At 42.7% G+C, this 23,058-nt stretch carries 24 protein-coding genes and 3 tRNA genes; 9 read left to right on the top strand and 18 right to left on the bottom strand.

Annotated features, from left to right (window positions below):
* Positions 1-5: 5 nt before the first annotated feature.
* Entirely contained in the window at positions 6-800 is a 795-nt protein-coding gene (locus tag IE165_RS17250) for a (Fe-S)-binding protein (RefSeq protein ID WP_189627898.1), read from the top strand.
* Between the two features lie 75 nt (positions 801-875).
* Here the strand turns inward: IE165_RS17250 and IE165_RS17245 are convergent.
* From IE165_RS17245 to IE165_RS17225, 5 genes are all read right to left on the bottom strand, one after another.
* Positions 876-958, bottom strand: a tRNA-Leu gene (locus IE165_RS17245).
* 61 nt (positions 959-1,019) lie between these two features.
* Positions 1,020-1,898 carry a Ppx/GppA phosphatase family protein gene (locus tag IE165_RS17240; RefSeq protein ID WP_189627897.1) on the bottom strand — a complete coding sequence of 293 codons (879 nt, stop codon included), beginning with the start codon at positions 1,896-1,898 and terminating at the stop codon, positions 1,020-1,022.
* A gap of 143 nt (positions 1,899-2,041) precedes the next feature.
* Positions 2,042-2,647 (bottom strand): hypothetical protein, encoded by a 606-nt coding sequence (locus IE165_RS17235; protein WP_189627896.1) that lies wholly within the window; start codon positions 2,645-2,647, stop codon positions 2,042-2,044.
* A gap of 63 nt (positions 2,648-2,710) precedes the next feature.
* Positions 2,711-5,284 (bottom strand): phosphoenolpyruvate carboxylase, encoded by a 2,574-nt coding sequence (locus IE165_RS17230; RefSeq protein WP_189627895.1) that lies wholly within the window; start codon positions 5,282-5,284, stop codon positions 2,711-2,713.
* 132 nt (positions 5,285-5,416) lie between these two features.
* A complete protein-coding gene (locus IE165_RS17225) occupies positions 5,417-5,605 on the bottom strand; it encodes a hypothetical protein (RefSeq protein ID WP_189627894.1) in 189 nt (62 codons plus the stop codon).
* A gap of 186 nt (positions 5,606-5,791) precedes the next feature.
* Here IE165_RS17225 and IE165_RS17220 point away from each other — a divergent pair, with 186 nt between their 5' ends.
* Positions 5,792-7,981 carry an FUSC family protein gene (locus IE165_RS17220; protein ID WP_189627893.1) on the top strand — a complete coding sequence of 730 codons (2,190 nt, stop codon included), beginning with the start codon at positions 5,792-5,794 and terminating at the stop codon, positions 7,979-7,981.
* Positions 7,974-8,957: a YpdA family putative bacillithiol disulfide reductase gene (locus tag IE165_RS17215; RefSeq protein WP_189627892.1), complete on the top strand. Its 984-nt coding sequence runs from the start codon at positions 7,974-7,976 to the stop codon at positions 8,955-8,957. Before IE165_RS17220 ends, IE165_RS17215 begins: the two co-directional genes overlap by 8 nt.
* On the opposite strand, the gene IE165_RS17210 is transcribed toward IE165_RS17215, so the two are convergent.
* Positions 8,938-9,549 carry a TetR/AcrR family transcriptional regulator gene (locus IE165_RS17210; protein ID WP_189627891.1) on the bottom strand — a complete coding sequence of 204 codons (612 nt, stop codon included), beginning with the start codon at positions 9,547-9,549 and terminating at the stop codon, positions 8,938-8,940. The genes IE165_RS17215 and IE165_RS17210 overlap by 20 nt on opposite strands.
* 102 nt (positions 9,550-9,651) lie before the next feature.
* Here IE165_RS17210 and murB point away from each other — a divergent pair, with 102 nt between their 5' ends.
* The 3 genes from murB (at position 9,652) to IE165_RS17195 (ending at position 11,710) form a co-directional block, all read left to right on the top strand.
* Entirely contained in the window at positions 9,652-10,668 is a 1,017-nt protein-coding gene (murB, locus tag IE165_RS17205) for a UDP-N-acetylmuramate dehydrogenase (protein ID WP_189627890.1), read from the top strand.
* Positions 10,669-10,936: 268 nt separating this feature from the next.
* Positions 10,937-11,449, top strand: coding sequence for an RNA polymerase sigma factor (locus IE165_RS17200; RefSeq protein ID WP_189627889.1), 513 nt, complete (start codon positions 10,937-10,939; stop codon positions 11,447-11,449).
* A 15-nt stretch (positions 11,450-11,464) separates the two neighbouring features.
* On the top strand, positions 11,465-11,710 hold the full coding sequence (locus tag IE165_RS17195) for a cytochrome b5 domain-containing protein (protein ID WP_189627888.1): 246 nt from the start codon (positions 11,465-11,467) through the stop codon (positions 11,708-11,710).
* A gap of 10 nt (positions 11,711-11,720) precedes the next feature.
* Here IE165_RS17195 and IE165_RS17190 read toward each other — a convergent pair whose 3' ends face one another.
* The 11 genes from IE165_RS17190 to IE165_RS17140 form a co-directional block, all read right to left on the bottom strand.
* Complete coding sequence (locus tag IE165_RS17190; protein WP_189627887.1) at positions 11,721-12,641, bottom strand: PfkB family carbohydrate kinase; 921 nt, start codon at positions 12,639-12,641, stop codon at positions 11,721-11,723.
* 54 nt (positions 12,642-12,695) lie between these two features.
* A tRNA-Asn gene (locus IE165_RS17185) sits at positions 12,696-12,769 on the bottom strand.
* Positions 12,770-12,961: 192 nt separating this feature from the next.
* Positions 12,962-13,453: a c-type cytochrome gene (locus tag IE165_RS17180; RefSeq protein WP_189627886.1), complete on the bottom strand. Its 492-nt coding sequence runs from the start codon at positions 13,451-13,453 to the stop codon at positions 12,962-12,964.
* 23 nt (positions 13,454-13,476) lie between these two features.
* Positions 13,477-14,427, bottom strand: a complete 951-nt coding sequence (locus tag IE165_RS17175) for a transporter family protein (protein WP_189627885.1) — start codon at positions 14,425-14,427, stop codon at positions 13,477-13,479.
* A gap of 10 nt (positions 14,428-14,437) precedes the next feature.
* A complete protein-coding gene (locus IE165_RS17170) occupies positions 14,438-15,505 on the bottom strand; it encodes a cytochrome-c peroxidase (protein ID WP_189627884.1) in 1,068 nt (355 codons plus the stop codon).
* 15 nt (positions 15,506-15,520) lie between these two features.
* Positions 15,521-16,420, bottom strand: coding sequence for an MbnP family protein (locus IE165_RS17165; protein ID WP_229826627.1), 900 nt, complete (start codon positions 16,418-16,420; stop codon positions 15,521-15,523).
* Between the two features lie 5 nt (positions 16,421-16,425).
* Positions 16,426-17,547: a cytochrome-c peroxidase gene (locus IE165_RS17160; protein ID WP_189627883.1), complete on the bottom strand. Its 1,122-nt coding sequence runs from the start codon at positions 17,545-17,547 to the stop codon at positions 16,426-16,428.
* Positions 17,547-18,419: an MbnP family protein gene (locus IE165_RS17155; protein WP_189627882.1), complete on the bottom strand. Its 873-nt coding sequence runs from the start codon at positions 18,417-18,419 to the stop codon at positions 17,547-17,549. The genes IE165_RS17160 and IE165_RS17155 overlap by 1 nt, the downstream gene beginning before the upstream one ends.
* Positions 18,420-18,523: 104 nt before the next feature.
* Positions 18,524-19,369 (bottom strand): FixH family protein, encoded by an 846-nt coding sequence (locus IE165_RS17150; protein ID WP_189627881.1) that lies wholly within the window; start codon positions 19,367-19,369, stop codon positions 18,524-18,526.
* Positions 19,370-19,462: 93 nt separating this feature from the next.
* Complete coding sequence (locus IE165_RS17145) at positions 19,463-19,678, bottom strand: hypothetical protein (protein WP_189627880.1); 216 nt, start codon at positions 19,676-19,678, stop codon at positions 19,463-19,465.
* A gap of 179 nt (positions 19,679-19,857) precedes the next feature.
* Positions 19,858-20,502 (bottom strand): SCO family protein, encoded by a 645-nt coding sequence (locus tag IE165_RS17140; RefSeq protein WP_189627879.1) that lies wholly within the window; start codon positions 20,500-20,502, stop codon positions 19,858-19,860.
* A 237-nt stretch (positions 20,503-20,739) separates the two neighbouring features.
* Between IE165_RS17140 and IE165_RS17135 the strand changes: the two genes are divergently transcribed.
* The 3 genes from IE165_RS17135 to IE165_RS17125 all read left to right on the top strand — a co-directional run bounded on the left by IE165_RS17135 (position 20,740) and on the right by IE165_RS17125 (position 22,608).
* Positions 20,740-21,300 (top strand): SCO family protein, encoded by a 561-nt coding sequence (locus IE165_RS17135; RefSeq protein ID WP_189627878.1) that lies wholly within the window; start codon positions 20,740-20,742, stop codon positions 21,298-21,300.
* An 81-nt stretch (positions 21,301-21,381) separates the two neighbouring features.
* On the top strand, positions 21,382-21,693 hold the full coding sequence (locus IE165_RS17130) for a hypothetical protein (protein WP_189627877.1): 312 nt from the start codon (positions 21,382-21,384) through the stop codon (positions 21,691-21,693).
* Positions 21,694-21,735: 42 nt separating this feature from the next.
* Positions 21,736-22,608: a helix-turn-helix domain-containing protein gene (locus IE165_RS17125; RefSeq protein ID WP_189627876.1), complete on the top strand. Its 873-nt coding sequence runs from the start codon at positions 21,736-21,738 to the stop codon at positions 22,606-22,608.
* A 268-nt stretch (positions 22,609-22,876) separates the two neighbouring features.
* On the opposite strand, the gene IE165_RS17120 is transcribed toward IE165_RS17125, so the two are convergent.
* A tRNA-Asn gene (locus IE165_RS17120) sits at positions 22,877-22,950 on the bottom strand.
* Positions 22,951-23,058 lie beyond the last annotated feature (108 nt).

The following is a 23,058-nucleotide window of genomic DNA, read 5'->3' as shown; positions in this document are numbered from 1 at the left end:
TGCCTATGGAAACCAACTTTCATATCCCTACAGCTGCCGAAATGCTGGCTAATGGCGACAGTCCCGACCTTTTATTTTGGGTGGGCTGTGCAGGCAGTTTTGACGAACGCGCACAGCGCATCACCAAAGATATCTGTAAAATATTGCATCATGTGGGCATCAAGTATGCTATCCTCGGCACGGAAGAAAGTTGCACTGGAGATCCGGCAAAACGAGCCGGCAACGAATTTCTGTTCCAGATGCAGGCCATGATGAACATACAGATTCTAGATGGATATGCGATCAAAAAGATCGTTACGGCCTGTCCTCATTGTTTCAATACGCTGAAGAATGAATACCCTAGTTTGGGTGGACATTATGAAGTTATCCATCATACTCAACTTATCCAATCCTTGATTGACGAGGGAAAGTTGCGCCCCGCCGATGGACATGACTTTAAAGGTAAACGGATCACCTACCACGACCCCTGCTACTTAGGCCGCGCAAACGAAGTGTATGAAGCTCCGCGCAAAGTACTGGAAACACTAGATGCCGATCTCGTTGAGCTTAAGCGCTGCAAAAGCAACGGTCTGTGCTGTGGAGCGGGCGGTGCACAAATGTTTAAAGAACCGGAGCCGGGCAAAAAAGATGTAAATACCGAACGTTTAGAGGACGTGCTGGATTCGAAGGCTACCATAGTGGCAGCCGCCTGTCCATTTTGTATGACGATGTTGCGCGATGGTGTCAAGATGAAAGAGAAAGAGCAAGAAATAGAGGTACTCGATGTGGCGGAAATTACCGTTCGTGCAAACGGCCTCTAATGGGTGCAATAAACAAATTATGGTGCCTCACGTTGCACAAAAAAAAGACTTCCAACATGAAAGTCTTTTTTTTTGTGCTCAGGAGCAGATTCGAACTGCCACGCCCATAAGGCGCCACCCCCTCAAGATGGTGCGTCTACCAATTTCGCCACCTGAGCTTGCGTTAGCAAAAGTAATGCTTTTAAGCCATTTCGAGAAAGATTTTTATAAATTTCAGCACTATTTACTTAAGTTACTGTCTATCAAAGTCTGAATAATTCCATCCACCAAACCGACACGCGGCGCCACAATGTTTTTTAAATGGCCAACTTTCATAATCGTCAGAAAAATCTCCGCAGCAGGGATAATAACGTCTGCACGATCCTGCTTTAGCCCGAGCACGTGGATCCGGTCTTTTAAAGAGTATGAACTTAAATATTGGTAGATAGCCTTAAGTTTCGCGTAGGACATTGGCTTATCCATTTTCTCGTTCGCAATGCGCGAGAGCTTGTTGATATTGCCCCCCGTACCAATTCCGTAGATATTCTTGTAAATTTTTGTATGCTCCCTGACCCACCTCTTCATCTCCTCCCAAGTCTCTGGATCATCTTGATTATCTAGCACGCGGATGGTCCCCAAATTAAAAGAACGTGATGCAATCAGTTTTGCATTGGCAAACAGCGAAATCTCCGTACTACCACCGCCCACGTCAATGTACAGATATACCTTGCTCTTATCCATCTTTTCCTGCAAATTGCTGTTATAGATAATGGCAGCTTCGCGTGATCCATCAATGATCTGTATGTCTACGCCAATTTTGCGGCATGCTTCGACGATCTGCGCACCGTTGTCAGCATCTCGCATGGCAGATGTAGCGCAAGCCATGTAGTCCTGAACACGATATACATCCATCAGATTACGAAAAGCTTGCATGGTTTTCACCATATTCTCGAATTTGGGTTTTGATATGTGTTGATGAATGAACGCGTCGTCGCCCAAACGAAGGGGAACACGAATAAGTGCCTCTTTCTTGAATTGGATCGGATTACTTTCTTGATTTACTTCTGCAATTAATAGCCTAACTGCATTGGATCCTATATCTATTGCTCCGTATCTCACAGATGATGGTTTTAATTTCCGTTGTTTGTTAAATTCTACAATAATAACAAATTGCGGATTAATAGCGTGTTAAGTTATTGTTATATTAACAAAAAAAAGGGATGTAACACCACATCCCTTTTATTACTTGATTGCAGTACAGTTTAGTGATGAGCGTGAGCATCTTCCTTACCGCCCGCGAGTTTAAATAATTCTTTTACCTTTTCCAGATTTTCCTCTGCAAAGGTACGTAGACCTAGGTCGGTATTTCGGCTTAATCGCTCTAGTTGATCCTTAATTGCTGCGGCTTCGTGTTGCACATGATGGATATAGGATTCATCCGAATAGACATCACCGTGTGTATGGCCGACAGCGGTATGGTTAGATAAGGTCGAATCGGCGGCACTGTGTACCTCTTCGGCTCCCTTATCGTTTGGGGCCGTGAAAACAGCCGCGCCTTTGATCGGAAAGTCCACCTGATTGACAATAGCGAGACTATCTAATGTCGGAATGATCGCTGTATATACTTCCTTTACTTTTGCAGCGAGCTGTTTTGCTTGCGAAGAGCTCGCAACGGTCTCTACATAGGCTGCATAGTCCGCTTCGTAAACCACTTTGCCACCAACTACTTGAAAAAATCGAAAAGCGTCACCATCTACCAAACTTGTGTGGGTGTATTTTAATTGATTTTCCTTAGCGGTCTGCGGGTTACAAGAAGCTAACAAAGCGCTAGCACATAGGCCTGCAACAAATAAAGTGTTAAATTTCATCTCTTTTCGTTTTATGCTACAAAAATAAAAAAATATTCGATTTTCCCGTTTAAAATAAACATTTTACGCCAAATTGCGACCTGCATTTACTACACCGTAGATGGTACGAGCGATCAATTTCCGGTAGATCGACTCTTTCTCTTCAGGAAGCTCTTTATCGCGTAAAGCACGAATGGCGTAGTGCTGTATAATTAACAGCGGCAACACAATCTTTTCCCGAGCCGTAATGGATGCCCGTTCAATTGGATAATGCTCCATCAATACGGTCGAATTGCTCAACTTTAACACATAGGATTTCGTCAAATCATACTCCTCCTTCAGCATGGACCAAAATGCAGCGAAGGTTTCATCATACTGCATATATGCTGTTACGTCAAAATTGGACTTGGTCATGGACATCATACAATTGTCTATAATCGTTTTAAACATACCAGAACTATCGTACAGATTTTTTACGTAAGACCAAAGATTGTTTTCATCGGCCCAGCGCAGAGCCGTTCCCACACCATAAAAGCCTGGAATATTTTGTTTAAGCTGGCTCCATGATGTCACGAAACTAATTGCTCGCAGATCTTCCAAACGCAGTTCCTTGCCCGAATTTCTTTTTACCGGACGACTACTGATATTGACTTCGGACAACTGTTTCAGCGGACTTAACGTTTCGAGGTATTTTAAGAAAAGTGGATGTTTTCGAAGAGCCATAAATTTACTGTGGCTTTCGTGCGCCATTTGATCAATTACCTCTTTCTGCTTTTTCGTCAGCGTATCCCCCTCTTTCTGTTGGATTTCCGAAATGATCCCGGCCTGCAGCAACAGTTCAATATTATGCTGTGCCGTCTCCAACGATCCATACTGGCTGCTTATGGTTTGCCCTTGGATAGTTAATTGGATATGTTCGTTGGCAATTTCCTTGCCCATTGACGCATAAAATCGCTGTGTTTTTCCACCGCCACGTGCCGGGGGGCCGCCCCGACCATCAAAAAACACCAGATCAACATCATACTCCCTTGCGATCGCCGTCAGTTCGATCTTCGCTTTGTAAATCGACCAGTTGGCCATGAGGTAGCCGCCATCCTTCGTGCTATCGGAAAAACCTAACATAATGGTTTGCTTGTTGCCTCGTTTCTTTATGTGTTGCGCATAAGCCGCGTTATCATACAAACTGCGCATAACATCCGCCGCGCGAGAAAGATCATCTACCGTCTCAAATAACGGAACAAAATCAATCGTTAACGCATCCTTTTTCCAACCTGACCATAAAAACAGTTGCATCAATCCAAGGATATCTGATGCCTGCTGGCAATTACTGATGATGAATCGTTGCGCTGCGCGCTCACTTCCGCTCCGTTGTATGGATTTCAACAGCTCGATTACCTCCAAGGTGTCGATCACCAACTTATCTGCATCATCACCAAAGCTTAAACTCAACTCCGAAAACGGTAAGCTTTTCTCCTTATCAGATTCCGAATCTTTAATTTTCTCGAGATCCATCGCTGTTTCGGGATAACGCTCCACCAGATAGTTGAACGTTTGGCGTAAAATGCTACTATCTTGGCGGATATCCAGCGTCGTAAAGTGACAGCCGAATGTGATTACTTTTCGTATTAGATCCTCAACAAGCTCAACAAATAGTCCGTTATGGCGTGTATTGAGCACTTCCTTAACAGCGTTCAGATTTTCCAAAATGCTGGCCGTTTCATCAACCGGGTTTTCAACTGGGTTAAAACTGTTATTGTAAAAGAGATTTTGGAGCACGTCCAAATACTTCTCTACGCCTCGGAAAGTGATACGCCTTCGAACGATACGAAAATCCCGGTAGTAACAGCGGAACAAAATCGTGCGCAACATGCTCGCAACCTTTTTGGTGCTTGCTGCATCTACGTTTGGATTACCGTCACGATCGCCTCCCGGCCAAAAGCCAAGCTCGATCAACTGCTTTACATCCTCCGTCGGAACCTCCAATTCACTATCGATTTTCGATTGAATTTCGGACGCAACTTTGTAGAACACATTTTCCAAAAACCAAGCTAAACTGGCTGCCTCATCCACAGGTGTAGGTTTCTCCTTGTTGATAAAGGGGGTCTTCCCAAGCTGTTGCAGCAGAGAGTGTATATTGGGTACATCATTCCGCTTTAAGGCATCAATGAGGTCAGTGATAATGGCCAAGACAGGCCCGGGGTAAAATTGTGTGGGATGCGCCGTGAGCACCAACCGAACCGAAAAATCACGCAGCTTATTTACAATTTCCTGTTTCAGTTCGGGGTTCTCTTGCGCCCGTTGAAAAAGACCATGTAAAATACCCGATTCATCCGTCTTTCCAACACTTTGAAAAGCAGAGTCTTCCACCGCATCGAAAAGAACAACTTGCCTCTCGATATACTGCACAATGCGAAAAAGAAAATCTATACGATCTTCCTCCTGCACATATTGTTCGTATTGTCCAAAGAAACTCTCGATGATATCCTCTGGCGTCAAATGCTCGTCTACACCCTTTTCACAATGGGTAGAGAAAAATGGTAAGATCGTTCCGGTGTGCTTTACCCGCTGAAAGGGCAAGGTTAAAAACAAACTTTTGTATAGGTCAAAGCGTGTTAGTACTTCGTTGTGAAAAACGGATTGTTTTTGACTGATTTTCATGCTTATATTTAATGGAATAACATAGGTTCGAGGTTGTAACCTAATCGAACCGCCCTAAACTATATAATATTTATAATAAATGAAAGTTTTCTGTATAAAAAAAATATTAAAAAGCCTATTTATTTAAAAAAATTAAAAAAATAAGCCTATTTCCTTCATCTGGAAAAGCGCGTATAGCCTATCCTTATGCCGCTCTCGGTTAATGGATAAACCATACAGCAAATGAATGGCCCGCACAAAACCAAACTCCCAATGCAATACGCCGGTAGTAGCCAATAAATATATAACAATATCCCATGGCGTACGAATCAATAACCACATTAATCGCTAAACTGTTTGATTATTTTCATTATTTATGACATCCTCCCTAAACATTGCCTAGCCTGATGATAATAGAAACTACGCGCGCATTTCGAAGGCATTAAAAGTTGGATATCCATGCAAATTTGTATAAGTTTGGAGACTTCTTAGCGTTTCTTTGTCATCACAAAAACAGTTGAGCATTTCATGGAAAAATCCAAAGAAATAAGTAATTTCTTTTATGGTCAGTACTTTTCAGAAGGACTGAAAATCACCGTCGGCTGTATTGTCCCGGTACTGGTATCAGCATACCTTGGTTATTTCAATATTGGAACGCTCATATCTTTAGGCGCGCTATTGGTTGGACTGTCCGACACACCGGGGGCTCCCTCCCATCGCAGGCTCGGTATGTTGTCAACAGCACTTTTGTGCATGTTGACCTACATCATCATCATACATGTCAACCAATCTATAGGACTCACCACCGTTACCGTAGCGATCTTGAGTTTTGTATTCGCCATGTTTGCCATCTTCAACGCACGCGCAGCTACGGTGGGGGCGATGTGCACGCTGATGATGCTGTTCAATGTGCACCACGAATTAGTCGACGAGGAACGTTGGATGTACCTCCTATATATAGCCATGGGCGGATCATGGTACATGTTAATCAGCATGTCGATCCTGCAGATCAGACCTTACCGGATTGCACAGCAGGAATTATCCGAATCTATCCGGCAAGTTGCAGACTATATCCGTTTAAAAGCCAATTTTTACGATCCTAACATTGATGTTGATGCCAACTATGTAAAGCTGATCGAAAAACAGATCGAGGTGAACAGGCACCAAGAGCTGGTGCGTGACATTCTGTTTCAAAGTAAACGCTCTATCAAGGACACCACTAAAATAGGACGATTTTTGACATTGATCTTCGCGGATATTGTCGACCTGTTCGAGCAGAGCATGACAACGCAATACGACTACAATGCGATAAAGACCGCCTATGGTCAACATGGCGTGCTGATGCCCTTCAAACATGTGCTCATCAAACTGACCCATGAGTTGGACAACATGGCCTATGCCATTAACGCCAATCGAATGCCCAAACCGATCTACAAGTTTGAACAAGATATAGACCGATTACGGGAGACTGTGGACCAGCTGGATAAAAATATTGGAAACACCATCCCATTAAAGAAAATCATCATTAACATCCGGGGTATCGTAAAATTTATCGAAGATATTTACAGCTATAGCTCATCGAAAATATCGGAAATCCCGCGGCAGGAAATCGACTCCGCGTCACAATTTATTACGCGCGACCAAATCGACTGGAAGAAATTCCGAAGCAACCTTAGCTTGGAATCTTCGGTCTTCCGGCATGCCCTACGAATGGCCATCGTCCTTTCGGGCACCTACCTAACACTTAGCCTGATCAATTTTAATCCCAATGGCATCTATTGGACTTTGCTTACCATCATGGTGATTTTGAAGCCTGGTTTCGGACTGACGCAAGAGCGAAATGTACAGCGCCTAGTCGGAACGCTTATTGGCGGGATCATCGGCGCTGCCATTGTTTTTACGATACAGGATCCAGCCATTCGTTTCGTACTCTTGATTTTCTTTTTTCTAACTGCCTATAGTCTTTTCCGCGTAAATTATATCATCGCGGTCATGTTTATGACTCCCTACGTCTTAATCATGTTGAGCTTTAATGGAATGAATTCCTTTGACATGGCGAAGGAGCGGGTGTTTGACACCTTTTTAGGCGGAGCCATTGCTTTTATCTCCAGCTACATCATATTTCCCAACTGGGAAAGCACGCAATTTCGAGATAACATGCGTAGCCTCCTTATTGCAAATTACAACTACATCGCCCAAGCTATCCAAATCTTGGCAGGCCATAACCTATCTCGAACGACCTACAAACTTGCACGTAAAGAGGTATACATCGCATCAGCGAATATGGGTTCGACTTTTCAACGGATGTTGACGGAACCCAAATGGCGGCAAAAGTACACCAAGGAGATCAACCGTTTTGTAATCTTAAACCACATCTTCTCCTCCTACTCGGCAAACCTACTGACGGAGGTGAACCAAGTAGACATAGGCACGTTTAATAGCGAACATGTCAAGTTGTTAAAAAAGATCTTGTCCGAACTTGGAAAAGCAATCGCCCTGCTTCCGGCACAGGAACATAGTGAGGAAAGTTTCCACACAGCAGCAGATTTCCCGTTGTTGGAAGAACATACCGTTAGTGAAGAAGACAGTGCATTAATTACAGAACAATTACAGTTTTTGAGTAAAATTTCGGGAGATTTACACCGTGTCACCGATGACTTGGTTGCTCGCTCGAAGACACTTGAACAAAATGAAAAAATCGGTTCGGTAGATGGATAATTTTTTTGATGTACTTATCATTGGCGCCGGCCCTATCGGGCTCGCCTGCGGTATCGAAGCGCAGCGATATGGCCGCTCGCATATTATTCTCGAAAAAGGGTGTTTGGTTAATTCCTTATACCATTACCCCGCAAACATGACCTTTTTTTCGTCTTCGGAAAAACTTGAAATTGGCGACACGCCATTTGTCACTACCTTACCGAAACCTAAAAGGGCGGAAGCATTGGAATACTATCGGCGCATAAATGATAAATTTAATCTAAACACGCATCTTTTCGAAGCGGTACTGTCCGTTCGCAAAGAAGTTGATATCTTTCATGTACAAAGCACCAAAGGCTTGTATCAAGCGAAAGCTGTTATTGTGGCTACAGGCTTCTATGATATCCCGATGATGCTCAATATCCCAGGTGAGAACCTGCCAAAAGTATCCCATTATTACGATGATCCGCATTATTATGCCAACCAGCGTGTGCTGGTCGTGGGCGCAAGCAACTCTTCTGTAGATGCCGCATTGGAAACATACCGCAAAGGCGCCAAAGTGACGCTCGTGGTACGCGGCAAAGAAATTAGCCCCCGCGTCAAATATTGGGTAAGACCCGATATCGAAAACAGAATAGCTTTCGAGGAAATTGACGTGTTTTTTGACAGTTGCCTTACGGCCATCACGCAAGAAACAGTAATACTTAGCACACCAAAAGGTGAAGTCACATTGGACAACGATTTCGTTCTGGCCTTGACAGGTTATCAACCCAATTTCGATTTCCTGACAGCCATGGGTGTACATGTTCCAGATGAAGCGCCTAGAATTCCCGAACACGACCCACAAACCATGGAAACCAACATCCCTGGCCTGTATCTGGCCGGTGTGGTGTGCGGAGGACTGAATACACACTTATGGTTCATTGAAAATTCACGCATCCATGCGGAAATAATCATGGCTCACCTTAGCGCCACGGTCAGGCCCGAAGCCCCCTAATAAAAATAGAAACCATCTTCTTCTGCTTGGACAAGATCAACTCAAATTCACCCGGTGTCGGAAACAAACAGTCGTTCAGATCTTTGCTCAAAATCCCAGTCCGCATACCCATCAAAGAAAACAACAGTAGTTCAGCAGTTTCTTCAATATCATCCACGATGATCTCGCCTTGGCGAACACCCTGATCGAGGATACGCACAAACTGATCGCGAACCCGATCAAAGAAAGGACCCAAGCTTTTGCCCATCTCACCGGGATTCTGCATGAACAACGATGTAGAATATTCGAAAAGATTATAGTTTTCGCGCATCAGCTCCATCCGGCTTTCGATAGCAAACAGTATCGCTCTTTCCACGCTAACTGCTTTGAGCAAATAGGTATCTACCTTATTGATCATTTCATTGATCACATATTCCAATACAGCCGTGTATAGACTGTTTTTATCGGGAAAATAATAGTAAAGCAGCGCCTTAGAAAACGAAAGATCTTTCGCAATCTCTGCCATAGTTGTCTTTGCCATTCCAAAATGTGCGAAACGGCGTTTCGCAACTTCCAGTATCTTAGCTCGTTTAATATCTACATTTTTAGACATCTCAATTTTATTCCGTTAAATAAACTGCTTTGTAGTATCTTTACCCCAAAATCATAAAGTTAATTCTTTTTTTGAATTTTTAAAAGAATTAGTCAGCACAAAATGGTAAACGAGATTCTACACGGCATTTCACTTCGACAATACAATACTTTTGCCGTTGAGGCAAGCTGCAACCAGTTTGTACAAATCACCCAGGAAAGTCAACTTCCAGATTTGTACGAAAAAGGCCTCCTGCGAGACACGTTTTTTATATTAGGTGCAGGCAGCAATGTCCTTTTTACGCAAAACTACCCGGGGCTAATTGTCCATATGGCCAGTAAAGGCATACAACATTTCATCGAAGGAAACTATATATTTGTGACGGCCAAGGCTGGCGAGGTGTGGAATGACTTTGTATGGTACTGCATTGATCACGGGTTTGCCGGCGTGGAAAACATGGCGCTAATACCGGGAACGGTCGGTGCTTCCCCCGTACAAAATATTGGAGCTTACGGCACAGAATTGATGGATGTCTTTTATTCCTGTCAGGCCTTTGACACGGAAACAGGAACGTTCACAACCTTTAATAATCAAGACTGTCATTTCACCTATCGTGACAGTATCTTTAAAACGAAGTATAAAGGTCGTTTCATCATCACTTCCGTAACTTACAAACTCTCCCTCCATCAAAGCCTGAATACCGCTTACGGTGCCATTGAGCAGGAACTTCAACGGAGAAAAATTCATTCGCCAAGTATTAAGGATGTCGCAGAGGTCGTTTCCCATATCCGTGTGGAAAAACTACCCGACCCCTCTACCGTTGGAAACGCTGGAAGCTTCTTCAAAAATCCGATCATCCCTCGCACTTTGTTCGAGCAGATCAAGGCAACATATCCCCAATTAGTTTCGTTCCCTATCGACGAGAACCGCGAAAAGCTAGCGGCGGGTTGGTTGATTGAGGCATGCGGATGGAAAGGAAAAACCGAGGGAAATGCCGCTGTTTGGAAAAACCAAGCGCTGGTAATCACCAACTTGGGAGATGCCACAGGTCTAGAAATATATACTATATCGTCTAAAATAATGAACGATGTGTACCAAAAATTCGGAATACTGTTGGAACGCGAAGTTAATGTTTTGTAAAAGTTTTCCACATTTGTTGAAGTTGACTGTCTGCAAGTAACGCATCGAGCTACAAGATTGGTTATTAACCTATTGGAATCCAACAAAAGTTCTTCTTTTCACATTTTTTTAATGGAAATTTCATTTAGACTTCATCCACAGGAGGAAGTTTAGCACGCCATTTGCATAATTTGTTGCAAAACCGTATGACATGAAGGGTATTACAACCCTACATGACCGATGCACGTCAGTTAAATCGGTACATTGAAAACTTTTAATCCAATCTAGTATGAACAAATTAGAATTCAACACGTTGGTTACCCAACAGGCGGACTCACTAAAGACGTATGCAAGAAATTTCACTAGAGACCAGGATGACGCAAATGATTTGGTGCAAGACACGCTACTGAAGGCTGTAACCTATTTCAACAACTTTAAAGAAGGGACAAACCTTAAAGGGTGGCTGTACACCATCATGAAGAACACTTTTATCAACAACTACCGAAGGGTAATTAAAACGAACTCTTTTATTACGAAAGAAGAAGAAATTACCAATGCTAACCTCGTTGTTTCAGCCAGCAGCAACAGCGGAGAAAACAAATTTGTCATGGACGATATAAACCGTGCTTTGTCAACGCTTAGCGACGATTATTACGTCCCTTTCAGCATGTATTTCGAAGGCTATAAGTACCATGAGATTTCGGACTACTTGGCCATTCCAATTGGAACGGTGAAGACCCGTATCCATGTCGCTCGTAAAGCCATGAAAAAAACACTGCATGCTTATAAATCCGGAGATTAGATTTACCTTTGAAAGGTGGACAAAAAAGAACATCTACCTACTTATTCGACTGCGCAGTTAGCGTTAAGGAATGGTCAAGATCGAAAAGAGATTTGGATCAGCTACAAGGGACTTATATACGATGTCGGAGGCAGCCGTTTGTGGAAAAATGGGAGACATTACGAACATTGGGCTGGGCAAGACCTCACGGCAGAGATGGAGGATGCGCCACATGGCGAGTGGGTCTTCGAAAGGTTCCCAATCATAGGCAAGTTAATTTGAGATTAACGATTTATTCGCTAATCTCAAATTTTGCTAAAGAAACAAATTGCTGTATCCTTTCTTTGATATCCGCCGCAGAAAGATGCTGCAATTTTTCCGTTCCAAATTTCTCCACACAAAACGAGGCCAATGCAGACCCATAAATTATTGCATTCTTCATGTTTGTGAAGTTAACGGATTTCACTTTCGCCAAATAGCCGATAAAGCCTCCCGCAAAAGCATCACCTGCCCCGGTAGGATCAAAAACGTCTGCCAAGGGCAATGCCGGCGCAGAGAACACCTGCCCGTCTCCGAAAAGAAGTGCACCATGTTCCCCTTTCTTAATAATCAGGTATTTAGGCCCCATCTTTAAAATAACATCCGCAGCTTTTACCAGTGAATACTCGCCCGATAATTGCCGTGCTTCCGCATCATTGATGGTCAAAACATCAACTTTTAGGAGCACTTTCTTCAGATCGTCCAAAGCAACGTCCATCCAAAAATTCATCGTATCCAAAACAACCAACTTCGGCTTTTGTTCCAAACGTTCTAACGTCTGCATTTGCACTTGCGGCGTCAAATTACCTAGCAACAGGTGGGTACAGTCTTGATAAGATGCTGGAACCTTCGGATCAAAGTTTGCCAAGACATTTAATTCGGTTACCAACGTATCGCGACTGTTCATGTCGTTGTGGTATTTTCCTGCCCAAAAGAATGACTTCCCACCCGCAACAATCTCCACACCCTCGACATCGATACCGCGGGATTTCAATATATGCATATTGTCGTCGCCAAAATCTTCACCGATAACGCTGATCAACTTAACATGGTCATAAAGGTAAGAAGCGGCCAATCCGGCAAAGGTAGCAGCACCGCCGACAATTTTATCTGTTTTTCCAAACGGGGTTTCGATGGCGTCAAATGCAACCGTCCCAACTATAACTAAGCTCATCTTGATAGACTTATTAGACAAAAAAAAACCGGCCAATCAGCCGGTAAACTTTAGCTCCTGAAGCTGGGCTCGAACCAGCGACCCTCTGATTAACAGTCAGATGCTCTAACCTGCTGAGCTATTCAGGAATTTGAACCTTAGCACGCCAAATGGTGTTTTCTAAAGTGATACAAAGATAGAAATTTGATTTTCATATTCAAATAAAAACAGAAAAAAATATGACTCGCCCATTGTCTGCGTAGCCAAAGTCTGCATAATTGCCCATCGCGATGTAGCGTAGGCATAACCCTTAAAGTTTGCACTATGATTAAAACATGTTATCAATACGCTTTGGCATCTTCCTGCCTTAAATATTCCAATATGGATTTTGCTTCTTGTTCATTTAGACCGACACTAACCATCATACTTTCATACTTATCTCTCAGGGCTAATGCATCCGGATCTTTTTCAAACATTTCGTCCGTATTCAGCATCAGGTTTAAAATCCATTCCGGCGTTCTTTTTTTCGTTACGCCTTTTAACGCAGGGCCAAGTTTATCTTCCGCATACTCGTGACACATCGTGCATTTGACAATAAAAAGTTTGTTGCCCTCATCTGCTACCTTTTGGTCAAAGGCAAGTTGAGTAAACGATGCTATAGGTCCGACTCCTTTATTGCCCTCCTTAAGGTAATCATGGATGACCATTTCTTTGGGCGCATCCGTTGTATTCGGCTCTGTTTGAGCTTCCGAACTGTTTGTTTTTGGATTGTTGTTACAGGCAATAGCCGTAGCGAGAACACCAACGGTTAACAAAACACTTAATCTCTTCATATCTATTTATTTTAGTAGTGAAATCAAAAGGAGAACGATACATGGGTCATAAAACGATTCTCCGCTTTTATACGTCCATCTGCAAGGTTTTGGCTGATCGGTGTCTGAAAGTTTCCGCCAATAGATAATCTGCCGACATTGACCTCTATACCCGCAATGCCCATAGTGGAGTGTCCACCGGACTGGGCTACGTCAAACCGGTTGTATAGCACGTCTTTGGGTTGTATCTCATAGAGTACACCTGCATTGGGAGAAATCCGCACCTTGTTCTGCATATTAAATTTATAGTAAGCCAGAGCATTTAGGGTAAACTTGTTGGCATAACGGTATTCGTGCTTATTTTCGGTATTGATCTTGTAGGTCGCATTCACGTTGATACCGGCATCCATCAACCGGATGTCGTAGGCGGCGTTGATCATAAAATCGGTACTCGCTGTCCCTAACTGGAAAGTGTTTGGTGCCCCCATCTCTGCACTAGATTGCTCGCTGGTATCATACTCGCCTGTAGGTGTCTTGATCCCAGCACCGATCCAAAGGGATTGCATCAGCAGTTTGTTGGAACCCGTCGTGCGGACATCATCCAAAAGTTTGTAATGCCCCATCACAACAACGTCGCCGAGACCGTTCTTACTTCCCGTTTCGGTGTTGCCGTTACCGATAGTACGCTCGTTAAAACTATACGGAACGATCGCCATCACGCGCCAGCGCTCCCCAAAGTTCCAAGCCCCCCAAAGTTCCATTGTACGATATGTTTCATTCGTTGAGTTAGGCGTACGGATGCCGTTTGAACCCAAGTGCGTCTGCAACCTATTCTGCTGATAACGTAAGCCAATAAAACGTTTATTAAAGTCCGGCAAGATGCCCATATAGTAGCTTCCTACACCGCATCCGCAGACATCACAGGCTGCCGACTGCGGTATATTTGCAAAAAGTGCAACAGCGGACAAAACCAATAGTATAATTTTCTTTTTCATATCCTAATCATTAATTGACGATAAAATCAGAACCAAATGGCTCTGCGAGTATTTTGTTTGACAGAAAGGTCGGGTCTTCCAGTGTTTTTAGGAAAGCCATCAGATCTGCTTTCTCTTCTTCGGTCATGGTGATGCCCAAGCTACCGTCCGCTTTACGGAACAAGGGATCCAATGTAGGGGAATCTACCATATCGTGACGGTAATGGTCGAGCATCCTGCTCACGGTCAGATAACGCCCGTCATGTGTGTATGGTGCTGTGAATGAAAGGTTGCGCAAGGATGGTACCTTGAATCGGTATTCATCGATCACATTTCCGGTCACTATCGCACGCCCTTTATCATCACTACGGCTGGGACGAATTCCGTTGTTGCGGTAGCTCAGATCCGTAAAAAGAGGTTCTTTGTGACAGTTTGCACAGTTATTCTTAAAGAACAGGTAACCCCGTGCTTCCGACGCTGTAAATGATGCACCATCTTCTTTGCGCATCACCTTGTCGTATTTGGAATCACTGCTGGTCGCCATCAGCATAAACTGTGAGAGTGCTCTAAAAAACAGGACGTCAGTAATTTCTTCTGTCCCAAAAGCCTTCTTGAAGAGAGCGGGATATTCCGGACGTGCCCTTAATTTTAGCAGGACGTTGGTTACGGTCTCGTCCATCTCTACTGCACTGTGTATCGCGTTTACGGGAGAAAAATCTAAATCAAATACACCGCCATCCCAAAAGAACTCCGTGTGCCAGGCTAGATTCATGATGGGCATTGGATTACGTGTCCCCAATCTGTCATCGATCCCATGACTTACATCATGCCCATGATGCGTAAATCCGGCACCTTGTATATGGCAGCTTCCACAAGCAATGGTATTGTTGCGGGAAAGCCGTGGCTCATAAAACAGCTTTTTTCCTAATTCGAAACCGTCTTTGGTCACTGGATTGCGAGAAAGGTCATAAGCAGGTTTCGGAAAATTGGAAGGTTGTACAAAACCCGCAAATATGTCCTCTTCCTCTATGATATCATTTCCTTTCTTACAGGCCCATATCAGGCCTAGAATTAAAGTAAGTACCCATATCTTCTTCATCTCTTTTTGGTATGGTTAGTTAGCGGATAGCTGTGCTTCACTTTTCACATAGTTTTCACTATGGTCGTGTGTAAATAGGGATGCAAAATTCCCGGCAATCTTACCGCTATCTTCTTTGTTGAACATCACATTGGGTTTATTCGCAATGCTCCATTGGTTCGGGCCATTAAATATCTGCATCACATCCACCATTAAATGTACATTGCTTCTTAATCCTTCCCGTACATGCGCCAGATGGTCACCACTTGTCTGGGTAAGATCAACGGTGATCACCTTAATATTATTCATCGCTTCCGGATCATCAAATGGATATCCAAAACCACCGATGTGATACTTGAATTGCTTATTTCCTGTAGGGTCACCTTGCTGATCGTCGGAAACCACGTTGCTATTCCCTTCCAGTTTAAAGAATATATATCCCTGGCTCCATGTCCAGAACATACCCGCATGTCCTTCTCCGGGATTAAAAGAAAGCACGCCCGTTCTACGCTCCATCGGCATCATATTGCGTTCCTGATCGACACCGATCATAAATTCGACTTTTGTATAATCGCCTTCCGGAACGCTGACCTTAGTAAAACGTGTGGTTCGATCATCTGCATTCACTAAAAAATAACTATCATCCTGTGGTACAGTATAGCTACTTCCATCTGCTTTGTAAAGTTTGATATTGCTGATATAGTACATTAAGATTCGTATACTAAACAGCTCGCCTTTAGCATTTCTATACAGATAGGTGGGGTCGATATAAAACCGGTCTTCACCGACGATGTGGTCAAATTCAATAGAAAACTCGCCCATCTTATTTTCATCGATAATATCATCGTCCTTTTTACAGGCTGATAGCAGTAGGCAACACGTTATGCATGTAATCAAAATGCTCCTCCAGTCTTTTTTTATCATTTTCTCTCTCATATCTTTTATTTAAAGGGATTTGAAAAGTCCCTGTTGTTTAAGAATTTTTCATCAGTCAGTGCATGCAGAAAAGCCTTAATCTCTTCGACTTCTTGGTCTGTCATGAGTATCCCTACCTGATTATTGTTCTGGTATAATGCAGTAGCGGTAACAGGTGTGTCTTTGATGCCAAAACGATAATGATGCAGTACTTCATCAATGGTGTTAAATCTCCCGTTATGCATATAAGGAGCGCTCACCATCACATTACGTAATGTAGGCGTCTTGAAAGCACCCAAGTCCAGTGGGTTGTAGGTAATGCGGTATCTGCCCCAATAAATACCCTCATGCGATCCATCGCCGAAGTCATTGTCTATTCCGTTATTGTGAAATCTGTTATCGGTAAATAATTCTCCTGCATGACAACTGCTGCACTTTTGACGCACCAGATTTAGCCCACGAAGTTGCTCGGGAGATAACGCCTCTGGCTTTTCTCCTCTTCGGTATAGGTCGTACGGAGCATCTGCAGAAATCAATATGCGCTGAAATTGAGAAAGAGCCATAGCTGTTCGATGCTCGCTTGGTAGTTCTCCAAATGCCTTTTGAAACAACGTTACATAAGTAGCGTCCGAACGCAAACGTTCAACCAATACAGGCAGATACATTCCCATCTCATCTGCGTGAGTCAGCGGACCAAATGCCTGAGATTCCAGATTGGTCGATCCACCGTCCCAAAAGAAACCCTTGTCTGTCCATGCCAGATTGATCAACGTGGGCGAATGCCGCTCCAAAGGCTTACCTGAAACACCAGCTGTGGTAATAGCCACTCCATCGGAAAAGCCTTTGTTTTGATGGTGACAACTTGCACATGACACTTGTTTGTTAGCAGACAAAAGAGGGTCGTAGAAAAGTCTTCGGCCTAATTCAACCCCCGCTTTGGTCAGTGGATTTGACGGTAGACCAGTCTTGGGATCAATAGCGGATTCGACCGCTTTTGGGAAAAAAGCAGGCTGACGAAAAACAAAAGGAGTCTCCTCCTCTTCGGTAACAGAAAGTTTATCATCCTTCGTGCAGGACAATAGGACGAACAATCCCACCAAAAAGGCGAAGACTCCAATGATCTGTATTTTTCTTATTCTTATATACATTAATTTGCTACCACGGAAACAGCACTTGCCTCTTTGAATGTCAACGACTTGCTCAAAAACGTATCCCGAAGAGCTATCATGAGGTCTTTTTTGTTTTGACTGATACTGTTATTGACCCACGGTAGATCGTTCGCCGATAGTAACTCTTTTACGTCCACGTTGAAAGTGATTTTTCCAGAATTTTGGGCATCAATTTTTAGCGGCGCAGTCAGTTCTACGGTTTTTTCAGCACCATCAAACAAAGCATTTGAACCCGTTTCCCAAGACAGCGCTTTTGAAGTCGGTGTACCACCTGCCCAATGAATAGTTCCAGCGACGGTTAGGAATTTGTAACTGGTGAACCACATCCACCCGTCACTAACTCCCATACCATTCAACGAACCCAGTTCGCCAGCAGTCAAAGCAATATTGTCATTATATTTTTGATCGACACCGACAGAGAATTTGATAGCTATATATTCTCCTGAAGGGATATCTTTGATCATCACTTCCTCTCGCTTTGTTGCGGGGTATTTTTCTCCACCCACCAAATGCTGTACAGCTATTTCATTGGTTTCCTCCACCAAATAATAAGATTCCGGTATCGCATGTTCTTTATTGTCTTTATCGATCAATTTGACATTGCTCACCCAATAACGTAGACGGCTAAATTCGAATTCCATATCATAGGTTCCACTCGAATTAATTAATTGATAGGGATATTTTTTATTTAGTTCAAAATCTGAATCGCCATATTTGGCATCAAATGTCAACGATAAAAATCCCGCTTGGTCTGCGTAGACAATCTTTTCAACTTCTTTAATTTCGGTTTTTTCACAGGATGTGAAAACCAGCGCAGCAATGGCTGCAAAAAATAAATTCTGCTTTTTCATTTATTTAATTTTTATTGATAGGCAATGAAGCTGTCATGATTGCATTGAGAATTTTTGAAGATCATGACGGTTTCATTTTTCTTGTTATTGTATATATTGATTTGTTAGTTAACTTCTACAGGAAATATCAGTTCCTCCTGTGATACTTTTTCTCCTTTTTTGAAGAGATTCACTTTGATTGTCCACGGGCCTTTCATGGTGAAATTGACTGTCCCACTGTACCGTCCATTACCTTTGCCTACGGCAGCCTTATTATCAGGAGAACTATGTCCCATATCCGGCATAAAAGGCTCTATTTCTACCGTATAATTATCCAGCGGTGGGAAAACCTCATGCGCCATCCTGTGCAGTGTGAAGTCAATGGGCTGACTTCCGGTTTTTACTTCATTGGGTAGCAATAGACTAACAAACACACGTCCATCATCTTTGGTACCAACAGGGATAGTCCTTGCATACTTTGCCTCTGAAACGGGCAGCAGAAAGGATAAACTATCTGTTTTATTGAGGACAGCATTCAATATCCAACCCTTGCCCATATCCTTCATATTGGCCATGATAAAGACTACCTCAGCTTTATAAAGACCATTACCGAGATCAACCAAAGGGTAATATGGTCCTCCGTGCGACATCATGCCCATATCCATGACAACATTATAGTCAAGCTGGGCGTCTGTAACTGGACTGCCGTCTTGACCCGTGACCTGAATGTAGATGGTTTCGTTTTTGCTGGTCAGGCTGTCCTGTACCAGTACACTTATCCTTTTGTCTGTCAGTGTCGTATCTGCAATTTTGGTTAAAGCGGCTATATCAACCAAAGCACCTGCCGTGTCAACCGCGCCCTCTTGCTGTTGGTTCTGTGTATTGTTTCCGCACCCGGTCAAACTATATATCAATGCCATAGCCATTACGCTAAAAAGCATGGATGACTTTCCAAAGTAAAATGGTTTCATGCTCGATTTTATTCAATGCCAAAATCGCTGTATTACCCACCGAGTTTAAAGCCTCTTAGGTCAATACAGCACTATTGATTCTTATAGAAAAAATTAGGCGTTGAATCGAGGAGGGCGGAAGTTATTCTTGAAATGTATAAAACTGTAGTAGGCTTTATAATAGGCTACGTATTTGTTTACTAACTGGATGGATATGCTTTCGGGCATTACCGGCCATTCCTGCATCACGCAGAGAAAAGTTTCGTGTTTTGCATTCTGCGGAAGACTTTTATCGGATGATTTCTCTTCCAATGCTTTGAGCTTTTTCATGAGTACGCATTGACCATTGCAATGCATTTCCGGCTTTGCACTGTTTTCACACAATACGTTTGCGATATAGGATCGGTTGCTTTCAAACCACACTAATACCCCCATACTTCCCAAACATTGGTAAGCAAGAGATAAAAGTAGTAGAAATGAAATAATCCTTTTCAATTTAGTTTATATCTTTAAAATTGCGCTAATAATTTACGGATGTCTGCTATCGCCTTTTTCGCTTCATCTTCACGGGTGCCATCGTAAACTCCTCTTACGTGTCCGTTAGTGTCCACCAATGTAAATGCACCGCTATGATCAAAGCCTCCGGGAATGTCGGGGTTTTCCTCCGCATACGAAAAGTAACCCTCTTTTCCTGCAATGTGATAGACAGCCTCCTGTGGGCCATTTAAAAAGTGCCAGTTTGACGGTGCACCAAGTTTAGTGGCGTAATCTTTTAGCACAGCCGGCGTATCGTGTTTCGCATCAATGGTGTGCGATAATATCACTAAACGCTCCTCGTTTTCAAACTCTTTTGCGATGGTCAACATATTTCTAGCAAGTAGCGGACATATAGTCGGACAACGTGTAAAAAAGAAATCCGCCAGGTAGATCTTATCAGCAACATCTTCATTGGAAATCCATACACTATCCTGGTCCACAAAACGGAATTCAGGTATGCTGTGGTAGATCGTGTCATTAAACGTCTTGCCATCTTTCACCATTGAAACGATTTCTTTCTCGCCCATAATAGGAAGATCCTTATCATCGCGTTGTTGACCACAAGAGGCGAGAAATAATATGCCCAATGGCAGGATTTTGAAAATTTGAAAAGACATTGCGCTCTGCTGCTTTATTAACTTTGCAAAGTTACCATACTATATGGCTTTAGTGGTTTACATAAGCGTGCTACGTGTTTAGGTTTTCGTGCATATCGGATGTTGTAAGGGACACTTGAGGTATTCAATCGATATTTAACAGCAATAAAATGTATATTTGGTATTTAAAATAGGATAGTATTTATCTCAATGAAATATGTAAGCTTCGTCTTATTCTTAGTTTTGACTATATGCTCCATGGGCTGTCAGCAAAAAAAACTTCCCTATCTCGGCAATCCGGTTACGGAAGGGAGTGAACTAATTTATCCTAAGATCGATGAATTTAGCATGCTTGATCAGGACAGTACACCCATCTCTGATCAGAGCCTAAATGGTAAGATCCATATTGCTTCATTTATCTTCTTGTCATGTCCAACCATTTGTCCACAAATGAACGCGCAGATGAAGGAAGTGTACGATGAAACGATGGGAATGGAAGATATTGTCCTCCTTTCTTTCAGTATTGACCCCAAGCGCGACACCATTCCGGCATTGAAAGCCTACGCTGACAAGATCGGGGTTAAAAGAGAGAAGTGGCATTTTCTATATGGAAGCCCACAAGATGTATTTCATCTTGCGGAGAAATCCTATTATGCTATTGCCTATCCGGATAGTACGGCCCCTGGCGGATTTACACACAGCGGTGGATTTCTTTTGGTCGATAAGGATCTACATATCCGAGGTGTATACGACGGAACTTCACGCGAAGAGACCAAGAGATTATTAGCAGATATTGCTATTTTACGAAAAGAAAAATAAATTTAATACATTCGCAGCATTTTGAAAAGATTCATGTACATATCGTTGCTTATAGCTGTTTTCATACAGTCAACGAGTAGTATGTGGATTTTTTTAAGCTTTCAGCTCAATCGGGACTATATCGAAAGCCAGTTATGTATCAATAGATTTGACACTATTCCAGTATGTAAAGGCTCGTGTTATTTAGAGGAAAAAATTAAAGAAGATCAGCAGCATAACGATGCACCTGTGAAACTTAAGTTGCTCGAAGTAACGATGATATTATCCATCTTCACTTCAAGTAATACGCCGCCTGTTCAAAAAGATATTGGAAACCTTTTAACGCAACCGGTTTCTGAGGCCACCTTATCAGATGGCTTTTGCTTTTCTATCTTCAAACCGCCTATTGCCTGATTTAACTGATCTATCGATTATTTAAATTAAGGTAATATTATTATGGTTGTCAAGACAGAAGAAATAAGAGTTTTGACACTGGAAGATTTTGAAAGTCCCGATTTAGGTTTTTTCATCACTTCGCTCCAATCTTATAATCAGCATTACTGTAGTCTTTTCTCGTTGCCAAACCAGAGAAGATTTTACACGATAATCTTTTTAGAAGATCAAGCCGGAAGGTTTGTTGTAGATCAGTCTTCTACACAAATCCATAAAGGAGAAGTATTGAGTGTAAGCCCTACCAGTGTCTGTACATTTGAAATAGATAAACAAGCCAAAGGCTGGGTGGTATTGTTTACGGACGCTTTTTTTTCGAAGCGATATAACGACAATGTTTTATACGATTTTTCATTTCTAAAAAGTAATAGCGTATGTAAACAGTTGGAGCATACGGAAGATATGCCCCGTTGGCGCATGATGATGGATGCAATGTACGATGAATTCAAGCGTTCAGGAGCTGATTCAAGAACGATATTGCGCTCCTACCTGAATATCGTATTGGGGATTATGGGGAGACACCATGGTATAGCTGTTGATGCTCCCTACAATAGAGAGAAAGAGGGTAAAGTACGACTTTTTGAACAATTGTTGGAACAGTACTACAAAAGAGAACGATTCCCTTCATTTTATGCCGAAAAGTTGAACATATCAACGAATTACCTAAACCGTATCTGCAAAGAACGGCGGAGCAGGAGCGTCGGAGAAATAACAAGAGACCGAATACGGATGGAGGCGGAAAGGTTGCTCTGTCACACGTTCAAAACGGTATCGGAAATATCATTTGAACTTGGCTTCGACAGTTCTTCTTACTTCATTACTTTTTTTAAAAAGAAGCATGGACTTAGCCCAGAAGAGTTTAGAAAGACACAGCGATAAGGAAATACTTTTGGTCGCCATATAGTATGGAGTAGGACCACTAATTCAGGACAGGATGTCCCAATCTTTCGTTTTGGCGGGCTAGATTACTGTTTTTCGAGGTCTATCCTGCCACCTTAAAAAGATCGATGGAATGCAAAACTAAAACATATCGACTCGGCTCTCTTGCGAGTATCGCATATTAGGATCAGGGCAGCGAGTGCGTACGTATCTAATTTTCACCGAAACAAAAAAGGCCTTTTTTAAAAAAAAGACCTTTTTTGTGTTGCTCCTGAAGCTGGGCTCGAACCAGCGACCCTCTGATTAACAGTCAGATGCTCTAACCTGCTGAGCTATTCAGGAATTTTAGCACCAACGTTTCCGTTTCGGTGATGCAATTATCGGAAGTTTTGGTGAGCTCTGCAAATTATTTCAGATAGAAAATTGCAACTAGCTCTAATACAATAAGAT

This window comes from Sphingobacterium griseoflavum (assembly GCF_014653155.1).
Lineage (GTDB): Bacteria > Bacteroidota > Bacteroidia > Sphingobacteriales > Sphingobacteriaceae > Sphingobacterium > Sphingobacterium griseoflavum.
Note: the sequence above shows the minus strand (reverse complement) of the source record. Positions and strands in the feature narration are given on the sequence as shown.

Coding starts and splice junctions, on each gene's coding strand:
- IE165_RS17250 (WP_189627898.1), top strand. CDS start 6: ATGGAAACCAACTTTCATATCCCTACAGCTGCCGAAATGCTGGCTAAT.
- IE165_RS17235 (WP_189627896.1), bottom strand. CDS start 2,647: ATGAAATTTAACACTTTATTTGTTGCAGGCCTATGTGCTAGCGCTTTG.
- IE165_RS17230 (WP_189627895.1), bottom strand. CDS start 5,284: ATGAAAATCAGTCAAAAACAATCCGTTTTTCACAACGAAGTACTAACA.
- IE165_RS17225 (WP_189627894.1), bottom strand. CDS start 5,605: ATGTGGTTATTGATTCGTACGCCATGGGATATTGTTATATATTTATTG.
- IE165_RS17220 (WP_189627893.1), top strand. CDS start 5,792: ATGGAAAAATCCAAAGAAATAAGTAATTTCTTTTATGGTCAGTACTTT.
- IE165_RS17215 (WP_189627892.1), top strand. CDS start 7,974: ATGGATAATTTTTTTGATGTACTTATCATTGGCGCCGGCCCTATCGGG.
- IE165_RS17210 (WP_189627891.1), bottom strand. CDS start 9,549: ATGTCTAAAAATGTAGATATTAAACGAGCTAAGATACTGGAAGTTGCG.
- murB (WP_189627890.1), top strand. CDS start 9,652: ATGGTAAACGAGATTCTACACGGCATTTCACTTCGACAATACAATACT.
- IE165_RS17200 (WP_189627889.1), top strand. CDS start 10,937: ATGAACAAATTAGAATTCAACACGTTGGTTACCCAACAGGCGGACTCA.
- IE165_RS17190 (WP_189627887.1), bottom strand. CDS start 12,641: ATGAGCTTAGTTATAGTTGGGACGGTTGCATTTGACGCCATCGAAACC.
- IE165_RS17180 (WP_189627886.1), bottom strand. CDS start 13,453: ATGAAGAGATTAAGTGTTTTGTTAACCGTTGGTGTTCTCGCTACGGCT.
- IE165_RS17175 (WP_189627885.1), bottom strand. CDS start 14,427: ATGAAAAAGAAAATTATACTATTGGTTTTGTCCGCTGTTGCACTTTTT.
- IE165_RS17170 (WP_189627884.1), bottom strand. CDS start 15,505: ATGAAGAAGATATGGGTACTTACTTTAATTCTAGGCCTGATATGGGCC.
- IE165_RS17165 (WP_229826627.1), bottom strand. CDS start 16,420: ATGAGAGAGAAAATGATAAAAAAAGACTGGAGGAGCATTTTGATTACA.
- IE165_RS17160 (WP_189627883.1), bottom strand. CDS start 17,547: ATGTATATAAGAATAAGAAAAATACAGATCATTGGAGTCTTCGCCTTT.
- IE165_RS17155 (WP_189627882.1), bottom strand. CDS start 18,419: ATGAAAAAGCAGAATTTATTTTTTGCAGCCATTGCTGCGCTGGTTTTC.
- IE165_RS17150 (WP_189627881.1), bottom strand. CDS start 19,369: ATGAAACCATTTTACTTTGGAAAGTCATCCATGCTTTTTAGCGTAATG.
- IE165_RS17145 (WP_189627880.1), bottom strand. CDS start 19,678: ATGAAAAAGCTCAAAGCATTGGAAGAGAAATCATCCGATAAAAGTCTT.
- IE165_RS17140 (WP_189627879.1), bottom strand. CDS start 20,502: ATGTCTTTTCAAATTTTCAAAATCCTGCCATTGGGCATATTATTTCTC.
- IE165_RS17135 (WP_189627878.1), top strand. CDS start 20,740: ATGGGCTGTCAGCAAAAAAAACTTCCCTATCTCGGCAATCCGGTTACG.
- IE165_RS17130 (WP_189627877.1), top strand. CDS start 21,382: ATGTGGATTTTTTTAAGCTTTCAGCTCAATCGGGACTATATCGAAAGC.
- IE165_RS17125 (WP_189627876.1), top strand. CDS start 21,736: ATGGTTGTCAAGACAGAAGAAATAAGAGTTTTGACACTGGAAGATTTT.